Origin of the sequence: Thalassococcus halodurans (assembly GCF_900108225.1) — a bacterium.
GTDB classification, from domain to species: domain Bacteria; phylum Pseudomonadota; class Alphaproteobacteria; order Rhodobacterales; family Rhodobacteraceae; genus Thalassococcus; species Thalassococcus halodurans.
Window position 1 is genome coordinate 769,574 of the sequence record NZ_FNUZ01000001.1, and the last position, 17,463, is coordinate 787,036.

14 protein-coding genes are annotated in these 17,463 nt (G+C 58.7%); 11 read left to right on the forward strand and 3 right to left on the reverse strand.

The features are described from left to right. The first annotated feature begins 174 nt into the window (after positions 1 to 174). The 11 genes from C4S59_RS03790 (at position 175) to cysG (ending at position 14,560) form a co-directional block, all read left to right on the forward strand. Entirely contained in the window at positions 175 to 759 is a 585-nt protein-coding gene (locus C4S59_RS03790) for an ANTAR domain-containing response regulator (protein ID WP_103909116.1), read from the forward strand. After that, complete coding sequence (locus C4S59_RS03795) at positions 756 to 1,907, forward strand: CmpA/NrtA family ABC transporter substrate-binding protein (protein WP_103909117.1); 1,152 nt, start codon at positions 756 to 758, stop codon at positions 1,905 to 1,907. Before C4S59_RS03790 ends, C4S59_RS03795 begins: the two co-directional genes overlap by 4 nt. 252 nt (positions 1,908 to 2,159) lie before the next feature. Beyond that, the gene (locus tag C4S59_RS03800; RefSeq protein WP_103909118.1) at positions 2,160 to 3,530 is read left to right on the forward strand and encodes a CmpA/NrtA family ABC transporter substrate-binding protein; all 1,371 of its coding nucleotides are present in this window, start codon (positions 2,160 to 2,162) and stop codon (positions 3,528 to 3,530) included. A gap of 96 nt (positions 3,531 to 3,626) precedes the next feature. Further along, complete coding sequence (locus tag C4S59_RS03805) at positions 3,627 to 4,706, forward strand: ABC transporter permease (protein ID WP_103909119.1); 1,080 nt, start codon at positions 3,627 to 3,629, stop codon at positions 4,704 to 4,706. 6 nt (positions 4,707 to 4,712) lie between these two features. Continuing rightward, a complete protein-coding gene (locus tag C4S59_RS03810) occupies positions 4,713 to 6,401 on the forward strand; it encodes an ABC transporter ATP-binding protein (protein WP_103909120.1) in 1,689 nt (562 codons plus the stop codon). 4 nt (positions 6,402 to 6,405) lie between these two features. Next, complete coding sequence (locus C4S59_RS03815) at positions 6,406 to 6,882, forward strand: globin family protein (RefSeq protein ID WP_103909121.1); 477 nt, start codon at positions 6,406 to 6,408, stop codon at positions 6,880 to 6,882. Next, positions 6,879 to 9,317 carry a nitrite reductase large subunit NirB gene (gene nirB, locus C4S59_RS03820; protein WP_103909416.1) on the forward strand — a complete coding sequence of 813 codons (2,439 nt, stop codon included), beginning with the start codon at positions 6,879 to 6,881 and terminating at the stop codon, positions 9,315 to 9,317. Before C4S59_RS03815 ends, nirB begins: the two co-directional genes overlap by 4 nt. Then, a complete protein-coding gene (gene nirD, locus C4S59_RS03825) occupies positions 9,314 to 9,655 on the forward strand; it encodes a nitrite reductase small subunit NirD (RefSeq protein WP_103909122.1) in 342 nt (113 codons plus the stop codon). The genes nirB and nirD overlap by 4 nt, the downstream gene beginning before the upstream one ends. Beyond that, positions 9,652 to 12,231: a nitrate reductase gene (locus tag C4S59_RS03830; RefSeq protein WP_103909123.1), complete on the forward strand. Its 2,580-nt coding sequence runs from the start codon at positions 9,652 to 9,654 to the stop codon at positions 12,229 to 12,231. The genes nirD and C4S59_RS03830 overlap by 4 nt, the downstream gene beginning before the upstream one ends. Further along, positions 12,228 to 13,163 (forward strand): glycosyl transferase family 3, encoded by a 936-nt coding sequence (locus C4S59_RS03835; RefSeq protein ID WP_103909124.1) that lies wholly within the window; start codon positions 12,228 to 12,230, stop codon positions 13,161 to 13,163. The genes C4S59_RS03830 and C4S59_RS03835 overlap by 4 nt, the downstream gene beginning before the upstream one ends. Continuing rightward, complete coding sequence (cysG, locus tag C4S59_RS03840) at positions 13,160 to 14,560, forward strand: siroheme synthase CysG (protein WP_103909125.1); 1,401 nt, start codon at positions 13,160 to 13,162, stop codon at positions 14,558 to 14,560. The genes C4S59_RS03835 and cysG overlap by 4 nt, the downstream gene beginning before the upstream one ends. Before the next feature lie 97 nt (positions 14,561 to 14,657). On the opposite strand, the gene C4S59_RS03845 is transcribed toward cysG, so the two are convergent. From C4S59_RS03845 to C4S59_RS03855, 3 genes are read right to left on the reverse strand one after another with little or no spacing between them, the layout of a single operon-like run. Continuing rightward, positions 14,658 to 15,083, reverse strand: a complete 426-nt coding sequence (locus C4S59_RS03845) for a F0F1 ATP synthase subunit epsilon (protein ID WP_103909126.1) — start codon at positions 15,081 to 15,083, stop codon at positions 14,658 to 14,660. 60 nt (positions 15,084 to 15,143) lie between these two features. Continuing rightward, the gene (atpD, locus tag C4S59_RS03850) at positions 15,144 to 16,568 is read right to left on the reverse strand and encodes a F0F1 ATP synthase subunit beta (protein WP_103909127.1); all 1,425 of its coding nucleotides are present in this window, start codon (positions 16,566 to 16,568) and stop codon (positions 15,144 to 15,146) included. Positions 16,569 to 16,584: 16 nt separating this feature from the next. After that, positions 16,585 to 17,460 (reverse strand): F0F1 ATP synthase subunit gamma, encoded by an 876-nt coding sequence (locus C4S59_RS03855; protein WP_103909128.1) that lies wholly within the window; start codon positions 17,458 to 17,460, stop codon positions 16,585 to 16,587. Positions 17,461 to 17,463 lie beyond the last annotated feature (3 nt).

The following is a 17,463-nucleotide window of genomic DNA, read 5'->3' on the forward strand; positions in this document are numbered from 1 at the left end:
GTAAAGAGAAAAGCCATTTTGTACCCTTCGCATCAGGATCAGGCTTACCTAAATGCCCAAATTTCCGTCACGTGGTCAATTTGACGCCTACCGAATGGCCACCAAGCGTGTTCCAGTGCCCTGCACACACCTTGCCCCCTTCGACTTTCGCAAAATTTAAGAGACGCGAAGACTATGGATCAGGACCTGCGCATTCTGGTGGTCGAACCGGACCCCGAACGAGCCCACTCTATTATCGACGCCCTCACTGCTGACGGGTGGACCAATCTGCATGTCGTCGGCGATGTGACCGCCCTTGATCGCAAGATGAAAACGTTGTCGCCGGACATCGTATTGATCGATCTGGCGAACCCCGATCGCGACACGCTGGAACATATCAGCATGGTCAGCGACGCCAAATCGCGTCCCGTGGCGATGTTTGTCGACAAAACCGATGACACAATGACCCAAGCCGCAATTCAGGCGGGGCTTAGTGCCTATGTTGTCGACGGACTTCATATGAACCGGATCAAACCGGTGATCGAAACGGCCATCGCGCGGTTTCAGGTCATGCGCAAAATGCAGACCGAACTGGACGCCGCCAAACGCGCGCTGGCAGATCGCAAAACCATCGACCGTGCGAAGGGTCTTATTATGAAAGCGCGCGGCATTGGCGAAGACGAAGCCTATGCCCTGCTACGCAAATCCGCGATGGATCAGGGGAAAAAGGTGATCGACGTCGCGCAGGCCCTCGTGACCGCATCGGATTTGCTGTCATGAGCGCAACACACCTGAATTGCGGATACGTTCCGCTGATCGATTCTGCCCCGCTGATCATCGCGAAAGAACTGAACTTTGCAGCCGAAGAAGGTCTGGAACTGACACTGACACCGCAGCCGTCATGGTCGGCGCTGCGCGATATGCTTGCGCTTGGGCATCTTGAAGCGGCCCAGATGCTGGCGCCGATGTCTGTTGCCATGTCGATGGGCTTGGGTGGACTGTCCGCTCAGATCGACGCGCTGATGGTTCTGTCGGTCAATGGCACGATCATCGGCGTTTCGCAGGATATGTCCAAAGCGATGGGCGATGTGCCCTTTGCTGATCCCACATTAAACGCCGAGGCGCTTTTGGCCGCGGCCAAAGGAAAATTGCGCGTTGGTGTGCCCTTTCCGTTTTCAATGCACCGGCTGCTGTTTGAATACTGGCTGTCAGATAAGGCCGCCGAAGCAGGGATCGAGATCGAGATTGTCACCACCCCGCCGCCGCGTATGGCCGATGCGCTGGAAAACGGTCTGGTTGATGTATTCTGCGTCGGCGAACCCTGGGGCAGTGTCGCTGTTGCGCGCGGCGTTGGCCGCCTGATCCTGCCAAGCTCTGCTATCTGGCAGTTCGCACCGGAAAAGGTTCTGGCCGTGCGCCATGAATGGGCGAACGAAAATCCCGAAACCTGCGGCGCACTGATGCGCGCTATTTATAAAGCGGCGCGCTGGCTGGATACCGGTTCGAACAAGCCGCTCGCCGTCGACATTCTTAGCCGCAGCGCACATCTGGATTTGCCGGACACCGTGATCGACCCTGCGATCAGCAACTCGCTGTCGCCTGACATGGGCCTTCCGGGCGAACACGTCGAAAACTTCCTGATCTTCAACCGCCATGCCGCCAATTTCCCGTGGCGCAGTCAGGCCGCATGGATCGCGGCGCGTCTGAATGCCGATGCAGAGGGAATCGAAACGGCCAAGAAAAGCTTCCGCTCTGATCTGTATCGTCAGCACCTAAGCACAATTGGGGCCGATATGCCCGGCGCATCCGAGAAACTTGAGGGGTCAATGCGTCACGCGACAGCCGTTGCATCGACTCGCGGGCACCTGATTCTGGGGCCTGACGCATTTTTTGACGGCAAAATCTTCGACTCAGGTCAGGAAGTTTGACTATTTTTTAGGCAATTTCTGCGATGCAGCAGAATCTTGGCAAAAAAACGGGAACCTTTGTTGAGCCGCACCCGGCCTTCATAGAATGTAGTCACAGGGCATAGACGCCCACGACTTTCCGGTACCGACGTAGGCACCAACACATATCCGAGCAAAGCCGCTCGTCTGTTTGATGACATCCTCCCCGTCATCGCTCAGACGCGCGGCTTTTTTCTTTTCCCGGCCCTGATGGCCAAAACGACAGGACGTCTAATGAAAAAAATTCTTTCTTACGCTCTTGCTTCAAGCATGCTGGTGGCCCTGCCCGCCAGCGCCGAGATGCTTGATCTGGAAAAAGACGAGCTGACCTTCGGCTTTATCAAGCTGACCGATATGGCACCGCTCGCTGTAGCATATGAAAACGGCTATTTCGAAGACGAAGGCCTGTTCGTTACTCTGGAAGCACAAGCAAACTGGAAAGTTCTTCTGGACGGCGTCATCGACGGTCAGTTGGACGGCGCGCACATGCTGGCTGGTCAGCCTCTGGCGGCGACAATCGGCTTTGGTACAGAAGCACACATCATCACGCCGTTTTCGATGGACCTGAACGGCAACGGCATCACGGTTTCCAACGAAATCTGGGAACAGATGAAGCCGAATATCCCCAAAATGGACGATGGCCGCCCGCAGCACCCGATCAGCGCCGAGGCACTGGCACCGGTTGTTGAGGACTACAAAGACCAAGGCATCCCGTTCAACATGGGCATGGTTTTCCCTGTTTCCACACACAACTACGAACTGCGCTACTGGCTGGCCGCAGGTGGCCTGCACCCGGGTTACTATTCGACAGAAGACATCTCTGGCCAGATCGGCGCGGATGTTCTGCTGTCCGTAACACCTCCGCCGCAGATGCCGGCCACGCTCGAAGCGGGCACGATCTTTGGCTACTGCGTGGGTGAGCCGTGGAACCAGCAGGCCGTATTCAAAGGCATCGGTGTTCCGGTCGTCACAGACTACGAACTGTGGAAGAACAACCCCGAGAAGGTATTCGGCATCACCGCAGAATTCGCGGAAATGTACCCGAACACCACAGCAGCCATCACCAAAGCGCTGATCCGCGCGGCGATCTGGCTGGATGAAAACGACAACGCCAACCGTCCTGAAGCGGTCGAAATCCTGTCCCGTTCCGAATACGTGGGCGCAGATTACGACGTGATCGCGAACTCGATGACCGGCACCTTTGAATACGAAAAAGGCGACGTTCGCGAAGTTCCCGACTTCAACGTGTTCTTCCGCTATAACGCGACATACCCGTTCTACTCGGACGCGATCTGGTACCTGACACAGATGCGCCGCTGGGGCCAAATCGCCGAGCCGAAGTCCGACGAATGGTTCATCGAAACAGCCAAGTCCGTTTACCGCCCCGACATCTACCTGAACGCCGCGCGCATGCTGGTTGATGAAGGTCTGGCAAACGAAGCTGACTTCCCGTGGGACAGCGACGGCTTCAAGGCTCCGACACCTGCCGAAGATATCATCGACGGCATCGCCTATGACGGCAAAGCGCCGAACGCCTACCTCGACAGCCTGCCGATTGGCCTGAAAGGCGAACAGATCGTCGTTGGCAGCGAAATCAAAGGCTAACCCTCACCTCTCCCTGTTCCCCCTGCAGACTATCGCAGGGGGGCCTTTTCTCTCCCCTTCTCTCTTTCCAACCTACCTGATCACAGGACACTCCTAATGACCGCCATTGATCCTGAAGTCGTCGACGCAGAGGCCGAAGCCCGCCGTGCCCGCCTCTTCACCCGCATCAACAAAGCTGACGCTTGGTTTAGCGCCTTAGGCCTGTCTTGGGTCACCCCCATCCTGCGCGCTGTCGCCGGTGACAATCCCGGTGCCCAAGCGAAAGAAATCTGGCGCCTGCTGGGCGTGCCTGTTCTGGCTATCTGCGCATTCCTCGTTCTCTGGGGCAGCCTTGCGCCCAAAGTTCAAACATCGCTCGGCGCGATCCCGGGGCCTGCTCAGGTCTGGGAACAGGTGATCAATCTGCATGAAGACGCCGTTCGCGAAACCGAAAAAGAAGCCGCGTTTTACGTGCGTCAGGACGAACGCAACGCCAAGCTGATCGCAAATGGTCAAGAAGATAAGGTCAAAGAGCGCGTCTACACAGGCAAGCCGACCTACTACGACCAAATCTGGACCTCGATCAAAACCGTTTTCTTCGGCTTCCTGATTGCATCTGCTGTCGCGATCCCGCTGGGTATCTCGGCCGGTCTGTCCCAGACAGCCAATGCTGCGCTGAACCCGCTGATCCAGATCTTCAAACCCGTTTCCCCGCTGGCATGGTTGCCGATCGTAACCATGGTGGTGTCCGCCGTTTACACAACAAACGACGGCATGTTCTCGAAGTCCTTCCTGATCTCGGCCATCACCGTGACCCTGTGTTCGCTGTGGCCCACGCTGATCAACACCGCACTGGGTGTGTCCAGCATCGACAAGGATCTGGTGTCGGTTTCCAAGGTTCTGAAAATGAACACATGGACCAAGATCACCAAGCTGGTTCTGCCGTCCGCCCTGCCCCTGATCTTCACCGGTCTGCGCCTGTCGCTGGGTGTTGGCTGGATGGTTCTGATCGCCGCTGAAATGCTGGCGCAAAACCCGGGCCTTGGCAAATTTGTCTGGGACGAATTCCAGAACGGCTCTTCCCAGTCGCTGGCCAAGATCATGGTTGCGGTCTTCACCATCGGCATCATCGGCTTCCTGCTTGATCGGATCATGTACGCGATCCAGGCCGCCTTTACCTTCACCAACAACCGGTAATTTCCCATGGCTATCCTGAAACTCGATAACGTTTCCAAAGGCTTTGGCGAAGGCACCGCCGCCACCGAAGTTCTGAAGAACATCAACCTTGAGGTCGAAGAGGGCGAGTTCCTTGTCCTTCTCGGCTTCTCGGGAACCGGCAAAACAACCCTGATCAACCTGCTGGCTGGTCTGGAAACTCCGACAACCGGTTCCGTCACCTTCAAGGGCGAGCCGATCACCGGCCCCGGCCCCGAACGTGGCGTGATTTTCCAAAGCTACTCGCTGATGCCGTGGCTGACAGTCGACGGAAACGTCGAACTGGCGGTCGACTCGGTCTTCCCTGATCTACCCAAGGCGGAAAAGAAGGCAAAGGTCGATCACTACGTCAAAATGGTTGGCCTGAGCCACGCCAAGTCCCGCCGCCCTGCGGAACTGTCCGGCGGTATGCGCCAACGTGTGAACGTGGCCCGCGCCCTTGCGATGAACCCCGAGGTTCTGCTGCTGGACGAACCGCTGTCGGCGCTGGATGCGCTGACACGGGGCAATCTGGCCGATGAAATCGTGTCCATCTGGGCCGAGGAAAAACAGACCTGCGTTCTGATCACCAACGATGTGGACGAAGCCATTGTCATGGCCGACCGCATCATCGCGCTGAACCCTGACGGCACTTTGGGCAAAGAATTCAAGGTCACTCTGGACCGCCCGCGCGAACAAACCGCGATGAACCACAACGAGACATTCAAAAAACTCCGGATGGAAGTCACGAACTACCTGATGGACGTGGGCATCGAGGCCAAGGCAAAATCCGAGGGTTCGAAACTTCTGCCCGACGTCACCCCGATCCACGGCGTTCCTGCGGCGGTTGCCCAAGCGACCGAAGGCATGATCGAAGAACGCTTCCTCGACTTCTCGCAGCTGCACAAAGTGTACCCGACGCCGAAAGGCCCGCTGACCGTGGTCGAAGACTTCGATCTGAAGGTCAACAAGGGTGAATTCATCTCGCTGATCGGCCACTCGGGCTGTGGTAAGTCCACAGTTCTGACAATGGCCGCTGGCCTGAACAGCATCTCTAAAGGCGCGATCAAACTGGATGGCCGTCACGTCGAGGGCGCAGACCCTGAACGCGCCGTTGTGTTCCAGTCGCCCAACCTGTTTCCCTGGCTGACCGCCAAGGAAAACGTCGCCATCGGCGTGGACAAGGTATACCCGCGCGCCAGCCTGGCCGAGCGTCAGGACGTGGTCGAATACTATCTCGAGCGGGTCGGTCTGGCTGACTCGATGGATAAATCCGCATCTGATCTTTCCAACGGGATGAAACAGCGCGTCGGCATCGCCCGCGCCTTTGCCCTGTCCCCCAAGCTGCTGCTTCTGGATGAACCATTCGGCATGCTGGACAGTCTGACACGTTGGGAACTGCAAGAGGTTCTGATGGAGGTCTGGTCACGGACCAAAGTCACCGCGATCTGTGTCACCCATGACGTCGACGAAGCCATTCTTCTGGCGGACCGCGTTGTCATGATGACAAACGGGCCACAAGCGACAATCGGCAAGATCACAGACGTGAAACTACCGCGTCCACGCACCCGCAAAGCTCTGTTGGAACACCCTGACTACTACACGTACCGCCAAGAGGTTCTCGATTTCCTCGAAGAGTACGAACACGGCGCAAAGCCGAAACCAAAGCCACAACCAACAACTATAGCAGCGGAGTGAACTAATGAACGAAAACCAGATTGATATGATCCAGGCCAGCTTTAAAAAAGTGGCCCCCATTTCGGACGTCGCAGCCGGTATCTTCTATGCCCGCCTGTTCGAAATCGCCCCCGAGGTGAAGCCTATGTTCAAAGGCGACATCAACGAGCAGGGCAAAAAGCTGATGACCACGCTTGGCGTTGTCGTCAACGGACTGAAAGATCTGGATAAAATCGTTCCGGTTGCTCAGCAGCTTGCGGTTAAGCACATCGATTACGGTGTGAAGGCAGAACATTATGCACCCGTAGGCGAAGCGCTGATCTACACGCTGGACAAAGGTCTGGGCGATGATTTCACGCCTGAACTGAAAGCCGCATGGCTCGAAGCCTATACTATCCTCTCCGGTGTCATGATCGACGCCGCCTATTCCGACAAGATCGAAACAGGCGCGGCGGCAAATGAGACCACTCCTGCAAAACCTTGGTGGAAATTCTGGGCATGACTAAAAAACTCGTCGTCATTGGGGCCGGTATGGCCAGTGGTCGGGCGCTCGAACAACTGTTCGACGCCGCTCCCGGCGAATATGACGTAACCCTCTTCAACGCCGAACCCCGCGGTAACTATGACCGCATCATGTTGTCCCCCGTTCTTGCAGGGGACAAAACATACGAAGACATCGTGATCCACGATTCTGCGTGGTACGAAGAGAAGGGTGTTACCTGCCGTTTCGGTGAAAAGGTCGTTGCAATCGACCGTGACGCCAAAACGGTAACGGCTGCCAATGGCGACGTGTTGCCCTACGATAAACTCTTGTTCGGCACTGGTTCGAACCCGTTTATCATTCCCCTGCCAGGTCACGATCTGGAAGGCGTGATTGCCTATCGTGATCTGGAAGACACCGAACGGATGATGTCCATGGGTCCCGACAACAAGGTTGTTGTGATCGGTGGCGGTCTGTTGGGGCTGGAAGCTGCGGCTGGTATGGCCGCACGCGGTGCAGACGTGACTGTGGTCCACATCATGGGTCACCTGATGGAACGTCAGCTGGACGAAGCCGCAGGCTACCTGCTGCGCAAGGCGCTGATGGACAAAGGCATCACCGTCAAATGCAGCGCGAATTCCAAAGAAATTCTGGGCAAAGACGGCCATGTCCGCGCCCTTCTGCTGGACGATGGCACCGAACTGCCCTGTGACCTGCTGGTCATGGCGGTCGGCATCCGCCCGAACGTCGCCTTGGCGGCCGAGGCCGGTCTGGCTGTTGGCAAAGGCATTCATGTAGACGACCAGATGGTCACCTCAGACGCCGACATTCTGGCCGTTGGCGAATGCGTCGAACACAACGGGGCGATCTTCGGCCTAGTTGCGCCGCTTTACGATCAGGCCAAGGTGGTCGCCAAAACCCTTCTGGGGGAAGAGGCGCAGTATGTTCAGAAAGAGCTATCCACCAAGCTGAAAGTCACCGGCTGTGACCTGTTCAGCGCGGGCGACTTTGCCGAAGGCGAAGGCCGCGAAGACATCGTCTTCCGCGATCCGTCGCGCGGCGTCTACCGCCGTCTGGTCATCGAAAACAACGTGGTCGTTGGTGCCGTGATGTATGGCGACACCGCCGACAGCAACTGGTTCTTCGGCCTGATCCGCGACAAGACCGATATCTCGGACATGCGCGAAACCCTGATCTTTGGCCCCGCCTTCCAAGGGGGTGCCCAAATGGACCCTTTGGCAGCCGTTGCAGCCTTACCGCGTGATGCGGAAATCTGTGGCTGTAACGGCGTCTGCAAAGGGGACATCGAAGATGCAATCGCCGCCGGTTCCACCGATCTGGCCGCGATCCGTGCCACAACCAAGGCGTCGGGTTCCTGCGGGACCTGCACGGGTCTGGTCGAGCAGGTTCTAGCGGTCACGCTGGGCGATGACTTTGTCATCCCAACAAGCCAGTCGATCTGTGCCTGCACCGACATGACGCACGAAGACGTGCGCCGCATGATCAAGTCGCAGGAACTGAAATCGATGGCTGCGGTCTGGCAGGAATGCGGGTGGAAAACACCTTGCGGCTGTCACGTGTGCCGCCCTGCCCTGAACTTTTACCTGCTGGCCGACTGGCCGCTGGAATATCAGGACGATCCGCAAAGCCGCTTCATCAACGAACGCAAGCACGCGAACATCCAGAAAGACGGCACCTTCAGCGTCGTTCCCCGGATGTGGGGTGGCATCACCACGCCGAACGAACTGCGCGCAATCGCCGATGCTGCGGACAAGTACAAAGTGCCGACCGTTAAGGTCACAGGCGGTCAGCGTATCGACCTTCTGGGTGTCAAAGGCGAAGACCTGCCCGCCATCTGGGCCGATCTGAACGCCGCTGGCATGGTTTCGGGTCACGCCTATTCCAAAGGCCTGCGGACGGTCAAAACCTGCGTTGGCACCGATCACTGCCGCTTTGGCACCCAAGACAGCACCGGTCTTGGCATCAAACTGGAAAAGGCGCTTTGGGGGTCTTGGACACCGCACAAGGTTAAACTGGCTGTGTCCGGTTGCCCGCGCAACTGCGCCGAAGCGACCTGTAAGGATGTGGGCGTGATCTGTGTGGACAGCGGCTATCAGGTCAGCGTCGGCGGTGCCGCTGGTATGGACGTGAAAGAAACCGAACGTTTGGTCGATGTACATTCCGAACAGGAAGCAATCGACGTGACCGTGGCCTTTGTTCAGCTTTATCGCGAACACGCCAAATATCTGGATCGCCCCTACAAATTCATCGCCAAGGTTGGCCTTGATTGGGTCAAGGAACGCGTTGTCGACGATCTGGAAGAACGCAAGGCGCTGATCGAACGGTTCGAACTGTCCCAGTCCATCTACCGCAAAGATCCTTGGGCGCAGCACGTTCAGGACAAAGCGCAAACTTACCAGCCCCTGGCTGATCTCGCACTGGAGGCCGCAGAATGACCAACTGGATCGACATTGCCGCGCTAGACGACATCCCGCGCCGTGGCGCGCGGGTTGTCAAAACCCGCCAAGGCTGTGTTGCAGTTTTCCGCACCGCCGAGGATGAGGTTTACGCCTTGGATAACGCCTGCCCCCACAAGGCAGGCCCCTTGGCCGAGGGCATTGTGCACGGTTCTTCCGTCACCTGCCCGCTGCACAACTGGGTCATTTCGCTGGAAACAGGTCAGGCACAGGGTGCTGACGAAGGTCAGGTGCAAACCTATCCGGCCAGCGTTGAAAATGGCCGCATCCTGCTGGATGCCGCGTTCCTGCGCACACGTCAGGTGGCTGCCGAATGACGCTTACACGGACAACCTGCCCCTACTGTGGTGTGGGCTGTGGCGTGCTGGCCGGTGCGGATGGCACGATCAAAGGCGATCCTGACCATCCCGCCAACTTTGGCCGCCTGTGTTCCAAGGGATCGGCCCTTGGGGAAACCATTGATCTCTCGGGCCGCCTTCTGGCCCCTCAGATTGGCGGCGAACAGGCGGACTGGGACACAGCGCTTGATCTGGTGGCCTCGAAGTTTTCCGAAGCCGTGCGTGAACACGGGCCGGACTCGGTCGCGTTCTACGTCTCGGGCCAATTGCTGACCGAAGACTACTATGTCGCCAACAAGCTGATGAAGGGTTTCATCGGTTCGGCGAACATCGATACGAATTCCCGTTTGTGCATGGCTTCGTCCGTGGCTGGCCACAAACGCGCCTTTGGCACCGACACCGTGCCGAACACCTATTCCGATCTGGAACAGGCCGATCTGATCGTTCTGGTGGGGTCGAACACCGCGTGGTGTCACCCTGTCCTGTTCCAACGCATCGCAGCAGCCAAGGCCGCGCGCCCGTCGCTGCGCGTGATCAACGTCGATCCGCGCATGACGGCAACCCGCGATATTGCCGACATGCACCTGCGCATCCGCCCCGATGGCGATGCCGCGCTGTTCAACGGCCTTCTGGCGCATCTCGTGGCAAACGGCCACGTTGATGCGGACTATGTCGCTGCGCATGTGAACGGCTTCGACGCCGCCGTGGCCGAGGCGCAGGCCAGCACCCCCACCGATAGCGGCCTATCCACTTCCGAACTTGATGCGTTCTATCGCCTCTGGGCCGGTACCGATAAGGTCATGACGCTGTATTCCCAAGGCGTGAACCAGTCCGTCTGCGGCAGCGATAAGGTTAACTCGATCCTGAACTGCCACCTTGCCACCGGCCGTATCGGCAAAGCGGGCTGTGGCCCCTTCAGCCTGACAGGCCAGCCCAACGCCATGGGCGGACGCGAGGTGGGCGGCTTGGCCAATATGCTGGCCAACCATCTGGATATCGAAAACGCAGATCATCGCGACGCTGTTCAGGGTTTCTGGGAAAGCCCCACGATCTGCACACAGGCCGGTCTGAAGGCTGTCGATCTGTTCAATGCCTGCGCCGACGGCAAGATCAAGGCGCTGTGGGTCATGTCCACAAACCCCGCAGTATCGATGCCCGACGCCGATGGCGTGGCCGAGGCGATCCGGAATGTGCCCTTCGTCGCCGTCAGCGATATCATGGCCCGCACCGACACTGGCGATCTGGCCGATGTTTTGCTGCCCGCCACCGGTTGGGGCGAAAAGGACGGCACGGTCACCAACTCCGAACGCCGCATTTCCCGCCAGCGCGCTTTCCTGCCCGCGCCGGGTGACACGCGCCCTGACTGGAAGATCATCAGCGACGTGGCTGCCCGCATGGGCTGGGCCGAGGCGTTCAACTACGAAGGCCCTGCGGATGTCTTTGCCGAATATGTTGCGCTATCCGACGCGGCCAGCGGTTTTGCCCGTGATCTGGACCTAAGCGTTTTCGCCGACGTGGACTATGCCAACATGATCCCGCGCCAGTGGCCTGACAATGACAGCCGTTTCTTTGCCGAAGGGCGTTTTTATCACGCCGACGGCAAAGCAAAGATGCTGCCTATCACGCCACCGACCCCCATCGCGCACACCGGTTTCCACCTGAACACAGGCCGTATCCGCGACCAGTGGCACACCATGACCCGCTCGGGCAAAGCGCCGAAACTGGGCAGCCACCTTGCCGAGCCCTATGTCGAGGTGAACCCCGCCGACGCAGCTGCCCTTGGTCTGGGCTTGGGCGATCTGCTGCGCCTGCAATCGAACGAAGGCCGCGCCACGTTCCGTGCTTTGGTCACCGACCGCGTCGCCAAAGGCCAGCTGTTCGCGCCGATGCACTGGACCCGTCAGAAATCCAGCAGCGGCACGGTGAATTCGCTTGTCACCCCCATCACTGATCCGACCTCGGGCCAGCCCGCGCTGAAAGCGGGCAAGGTCAGCGCGGAACGCATGGATGCCGCGTGGTACGGTTTTGCCGCATCAACCGTCGAGATGGAGCCAACGCGTCCCTACGCCGCCATCGCGCGCACAGAGACCGGCTGGCAGGCGGAAGTCGCGGGCATGAAATGCCCGACCGACTGGGTGGCCGAGGCCCGCACCGTGACTGGCATCGCCGAGTCAGAGGTTGCCATCCTCGAAGATCCCGTGACGGGACTTGTCCGGATTGCCTTATATTCAGGCAAAGTCCTTAAAGCGCTGTTTTTTTCAGCACTTGAGCCGGTGCAACTGTCGCGCCGACATGCTATTTCTCTGGTGGGTACCGAAACCGCGCCCATGACTGCCTTGGCTGGCCGCAGCGCTGCTGATCAGCCGGATCCCGGACCAACTGTTTGTGCGTGTTTCAGCGTTGGGCTGAACACACTGCGCGATGCGGTTGCGAACGGGGCCAACACAGTCGAAGCGCTGGGGGAGGTTACCTGCGCAGGGACAAACTGCGGGTCGTGCAAACCAGAGCTTGCAGCATTGATTGCCAAAGCTCGCCCAGCAATGGCGGCGGAATGAGCCTATCAACATTTGTACGTATAGTTGCCCGAGGAAAAGGTCGCGCACGCGCTCTGACCTTTGAAGAGGCACATGCGGCAATGACCCTGATCCTGACGGATCAAGCCGAACCCGAGGCGGTAGGAGCCTTGCTGATGGTTCTGCGATTGCGCGGAGAGGAGCCGCAAGAGATCGCCGGATTCACGCAGGCCTTGCGCGACCATGTGTCGGGCAGCCTACCGCCTGCCGATCTGGACTGGCCCAGCTATGCCGCAGGCCGCACCCGTGGTGCGCCGCTGTTTCTGCTGTCGGCCCGTCTGGTCGCGCAAGCGGGCTACCGCGTGTCGATGCACGGCTGGAACAGCCACCAACGGGAAGAGGCCGACGTGCGCGCCGCGTTGGATGCCGTTGGCCCCGACGTGATTTATTCCCCTCTGGAACAGCTGTGCCCCGAGGCATTCCGCCTTCTGCAATTGCGCGATACCTTCGGCCTTCGGTCCTGCATCAACACGGTTCTGCGCATGTGGAATCCGTCGAATGCACCCGCCAGCGTTCAGGGCGTGTTCCATCCGTCCTATCGCGGCCTTCAGGCGCAAGCCGCGCAGATGATGGGCCAAACCACCCTGACCGTGATCAAAGGCGGCGGTGGCGAATTCGAACGCAATCCGGCCAAGGACATCACCCTGTTCGGTCTGCGCGGCGGCGAACACATCCAGATCACCACGCCCCCGATCCTTGATGAACACCGCCGCCTGCACGAGGCAGATGAAACCGTCGACATCATGGCGTTGTGGGACGGATCACTGATGAACCCGTTCGCCGAAGCGACGGTGATCGGCACAGCGGCCTTGGCCCTTTGGACGCTTGGCGCGGCGGCCTCGCCCGAAGACTGCACCACGCTGGCGCAATCCCTTTGGGACAAAAGACACGACACACAAAGGATCTCGGCATGAAGACCTTCCCCATGTTCCTGCAAATGGCCGGGCGCCGCGTCACCGTTGTCGGTGGCGGGGAACAAGCCGCGCAAAAGGTGCGTCTGCTGCTGAAGACCGAAGCGCAGATCATCGTGCATGCCGACGACCTAGACCCCGAATTGGAAGGTCTGCGCGACGAAGGCAAAATCACGCAAGCCAGCGCTGTGGTCACGCAGGCCGATTTCACCGACCGCGCACTGGTCTTTATCGCAACCGGTTGCCCCGGCGCCGATGCGGCCTCGCACGCGGTGGCCAAGGCGGCTGGCGCTGTCGTCAACGTGGTTGACCAGCCCGACCTGTGCGACGCGATTACCCCGTCCATCGTTGACCGTGACCCTGTCGTGGTCGCCATCGGCACCGAGGGCACAGCCCCCGTTCTGGCCCGACAGATCAAAACCAAGATCGAACAACAGCTTGAGCCCCGACTGGGTGATCTGGCCGCTTTGGCCGGTCGCCTGCGCGATCTTGCTGCCAATCGCCTTGGCCCCCGCGACCGCCGTGATCTGTGGCGCTGGGTGTTCAATGGCCCCGTGCGCAACGCACACGCCCGTGGCGCAGAACGTGACGCCGCCAAACAGATCAAAACCGCCATCGAAACCGGCGAATTCAGCCGTGAGCAAGGCGGCAGTGTCGCCTTGGTTGGCGCAGGGCCCGGCGCGAAAGACCTAATCACTCTGCGTGGCGTCCAGCGCCTGCAAGAGGCCGATATCATCTTTTACGACCGCCTGGTTGATCCCGACATTCTTGAACTGGCCCGCCGTGATGCGGAACGCGTTTATGTCGGCAAAGCACCCGGCAATCACAGCTGGCCGCAAGACAAAATCAGCAACATTCTGGTGTCGGCTGCCAAGCAAGGCAAACGGGTCGTGCGTCTGAAATGTGGGGATCCGGGCATCTTCGCCCGCGGTCTGGAAGAGGCCGAGGCGTTGGAAGCCGCCGGTATCGCCTTTGAAATCGTGCCTGGCGTCACTGCGGCCACCGCAGCCTGTGCCGCCCAAAACCGGTTCCTGACAGAACGGCAGGAAATCGATGCGGTGATTATGACCACAGGCCGCACAGCGACAAACGATGGCCCGCCTGAGTGGCTGTCCGAACTGCGCCCGGGCACGCGCGTGTGTCTGTACATGGGCGTTCACAGCGCGGTCGAGCTGCAAGAACATCTTTTGAAAAGCCAGTATGTCGATCAAATCCAGATCGAAGTCGTCGCCGAAGCGCAAACCGATCGTCAAAAGACCGTGGACTGCGGCGTACGTGATCTGATGACCGCCTTGGCCGAAAATGAGATCACCGGCACAGCGATCCTTTCCGTGGTGCTGCGCAAATCTGCTGCAGCCGCCGCCAATCCGCCGCTGCGCCTGATCGACACCGCATCCTGACGGGATAAGGCGACGCACCTGTTCCCAGCGTTGCCCCAAAGCAAAAGCCCCGGCGCATCAGCGACCGGGGCTTTTGTTAATCTGTATCAGACCGAAATCAGTCGTCAGCCGTCAAACCGATGTGGCCACCGATGTTGACCATGTCGGACAGCAGCTTGGCTGCGTCGTCGACGGGGCCCGGTTCGTTTTCGAAGACTTCCTTCGCCTTACCGTATGCCTCTTTGGCCTCTTGAACCAGTTTGTTGAATGTTTCCTGGGTCATCTCTGCCATCGGCAGAGCGTTTTCCGCCAGAACGGAAACACCTTCGCCCAGCTCCGCGAAACCGCCGGTGACGACGAATTCTTCGGTGCCCGACGTTGTTTCAACGCGCAGGATGCCCGGACGCAGTGTCGTGATCAGCGGTGCGTGGTTCGGCATCGCTGTCATATCACCATCAGCACCCGGAATCTGGACCGACGTGACCTCAGCCTGCATCAGCCGCCGTTCGGGGCTGACTAGGTCGAATTGCATTGTCTCAGCCATGTGAGCCTCCTTGAAAGCAAGGGGGAGCTTGATTGCACCCCCTGCCTCTAGTCACGGGTCTTAGGCTGCGTCTGCAGCCATCTTCTCGGCTTTTGCGATCACTTCGTCGATGCCGCCAACCATATAGAAGGCGCCTTCCGGCAGGTGATCGTATTCGCCAGCAACAACCGCTTTGAACGACGAGATTGTGTCTTCCAGAGCAACCTGAACACCGTCAGAGCCTGTGAAGACCTTCGCAACGTCGAACGGCTGCGACAGGAAGCGCTGGATCTTACGTGCACGAGCAACTGTCAGTTTGTCTTCTTCCGACAGTTCGTCCATGCCGAGGATCGCGATGATGTCCTGCAGCGACTTGTAACGCTGAAGGATACCCTGAACGTCACGAGCAACACCGTAGTGTTCTTCGCCAACGATCTGCGGGTCCATCAGACGAGAGTTGGAGTCGAGCGGGTCAACAGCCGGGTAAATACCCAGTTCCGAAATCGCACGGGACAGAACGGTTGTCGCATCGAGGTGCGCAAAGGTTGTCGCCGGAGCAGGGTCGGTAAGGTCGTCCGCGGGAACGTATACGGCCTGAATGGATGTAATCGAGCCGTTCTTGGTCGATGTAATCCGTTCCTGCATCGCACCCATGTCTGTCGCCAGTGTAGGCTGGTAGCCCACCGCCGAAGGAATACGGCCGAGCAGAGCCGAAACCTCGGAGCCCGCCTGAGTAAAGCGGAAGATGTTGTCGACGAAGAACAGAACGTCTGTGCCGGACTGGTCGCGGAACTGTTCAGCCAGTGTCAGACCTGTCAGGGCAACACGTGCACGCGCTCCCGGAGGCTCGTTCATCTGACCGTAAACCAGGGCCACCTGCGATTCCTGCAGGTTGTCCGGCTTAATAACGTTGGATTCGACCATCTCGTGGTAAAGGTCGTTACCTTCACGAGTACGTTCACCAACACCCGCGAACACGGAGAAGCCCGAGTGTACTTTCGCGATGTTGTTGATCAGTTCCATGATGAGAACGGTTTTACCAACGCCCGCACCACCGAACAGACCAATCTTACCACCCTTCGCGTAAGGCGCGAGAAGGTCGATAACCTTAATACCTGTTACCAGGATTTCGGATTCTGTGGACTGTTCGTTGAATTCCGGCGCGTCTGCGTGGATCGGACGGTATTCGTCAGCGACAACGGGGCCACCTTCGTCAACCGGCTCACCGACGACGTTCAGAATACGACCCAGGGTCGCGTTACCAACCGGAACCGAGATCGGTGCGCCAGTGTCTTCTACTTTCTGACCACGAACGAGACCTTCGGTCGCGTCCATAGCGATGGTACGTACTGTGTTTTCACCGAGGTGCTGAGCAACCTCGAGAACCAGCCGCTTGCCGTTGTTGTCTGTGGTAAGTGCGTTCAAGATCGCCGGAAGGCTATCTTCGAACTGCACGTCAACCACGGCGCCAATGACCTGGGTCACTTTGCCTTGTGCGTTTGCCATGTTTCGTCTCCGGTTCTTAGAGCGCTTCGGCGCCCGAGATGATTTCGATCAGTTCGTTCGTGATGACGGCCTGACGTGTGCGGTTGAATTCGATCGTCAGGTTGTCGATCATATCGCCCGCGTTCCGTGTCGCGTTGTCCATCGCGGACATACGCGCGCCTTGTTCAGAAGCCGCGTTTTCAAGAAGAGCAGCAAAGATCTGTGTCGCGACACCGCGCGGCAACAGGTCTGCCAGAATTTCTTCTTCGGACGGCTCGTAGTCATAGAGCGTGGAGCTCAGATCAGCCTCGTCGCCTTCGAACTTAGCAGGGATAATCTGCTGAGCTGTCGGGATCTGGCTGACGACGTTTTGGAACTTGGCATAGAAGATCGTCGCCACGTCGAACTCCTCATCGTCGAAACGCTTGAGGATGTCGATTGCGATGCCTTGTGCGTCAGCGTAGGTCACGTTTTTCATCTCAGTGAGATCGACGTGACCGATGAAGTCGCTGCCAAAGTCGCGACGCAGGGCGTCACGGCCTTTTTTGCCGACAGTCAGGATTTTCACCGTCTTGCCTTCGGACTTCAGTTTTTGCGCGTGGGTACGAGCCAGTTTGGAGATGTTCGTGTTGAAACCACCGCACAGACCGCGTTCGGCCGTCATAACGACCAAAAGCTGTACCTTGTCGCTGCCCGTACCGCTGAGCAGTTTGGGCGCGCTGTCGCTTCCGCCAACCGCGGCCGCCAGTGCACCCAGAACGGCGTTGAACCGTTCTGCGTACGGGCGGGACGCTTCGGCAGCATCCTGCGCGCGGCGAAGTTTCGCCGCGGCAACCATTTGCATGGCCTTTGTGATCTTGCGGGTCGATTTGACCGACTCGATCCGAGTTTTTAGGTCCTTGAGATTCGGCATTGC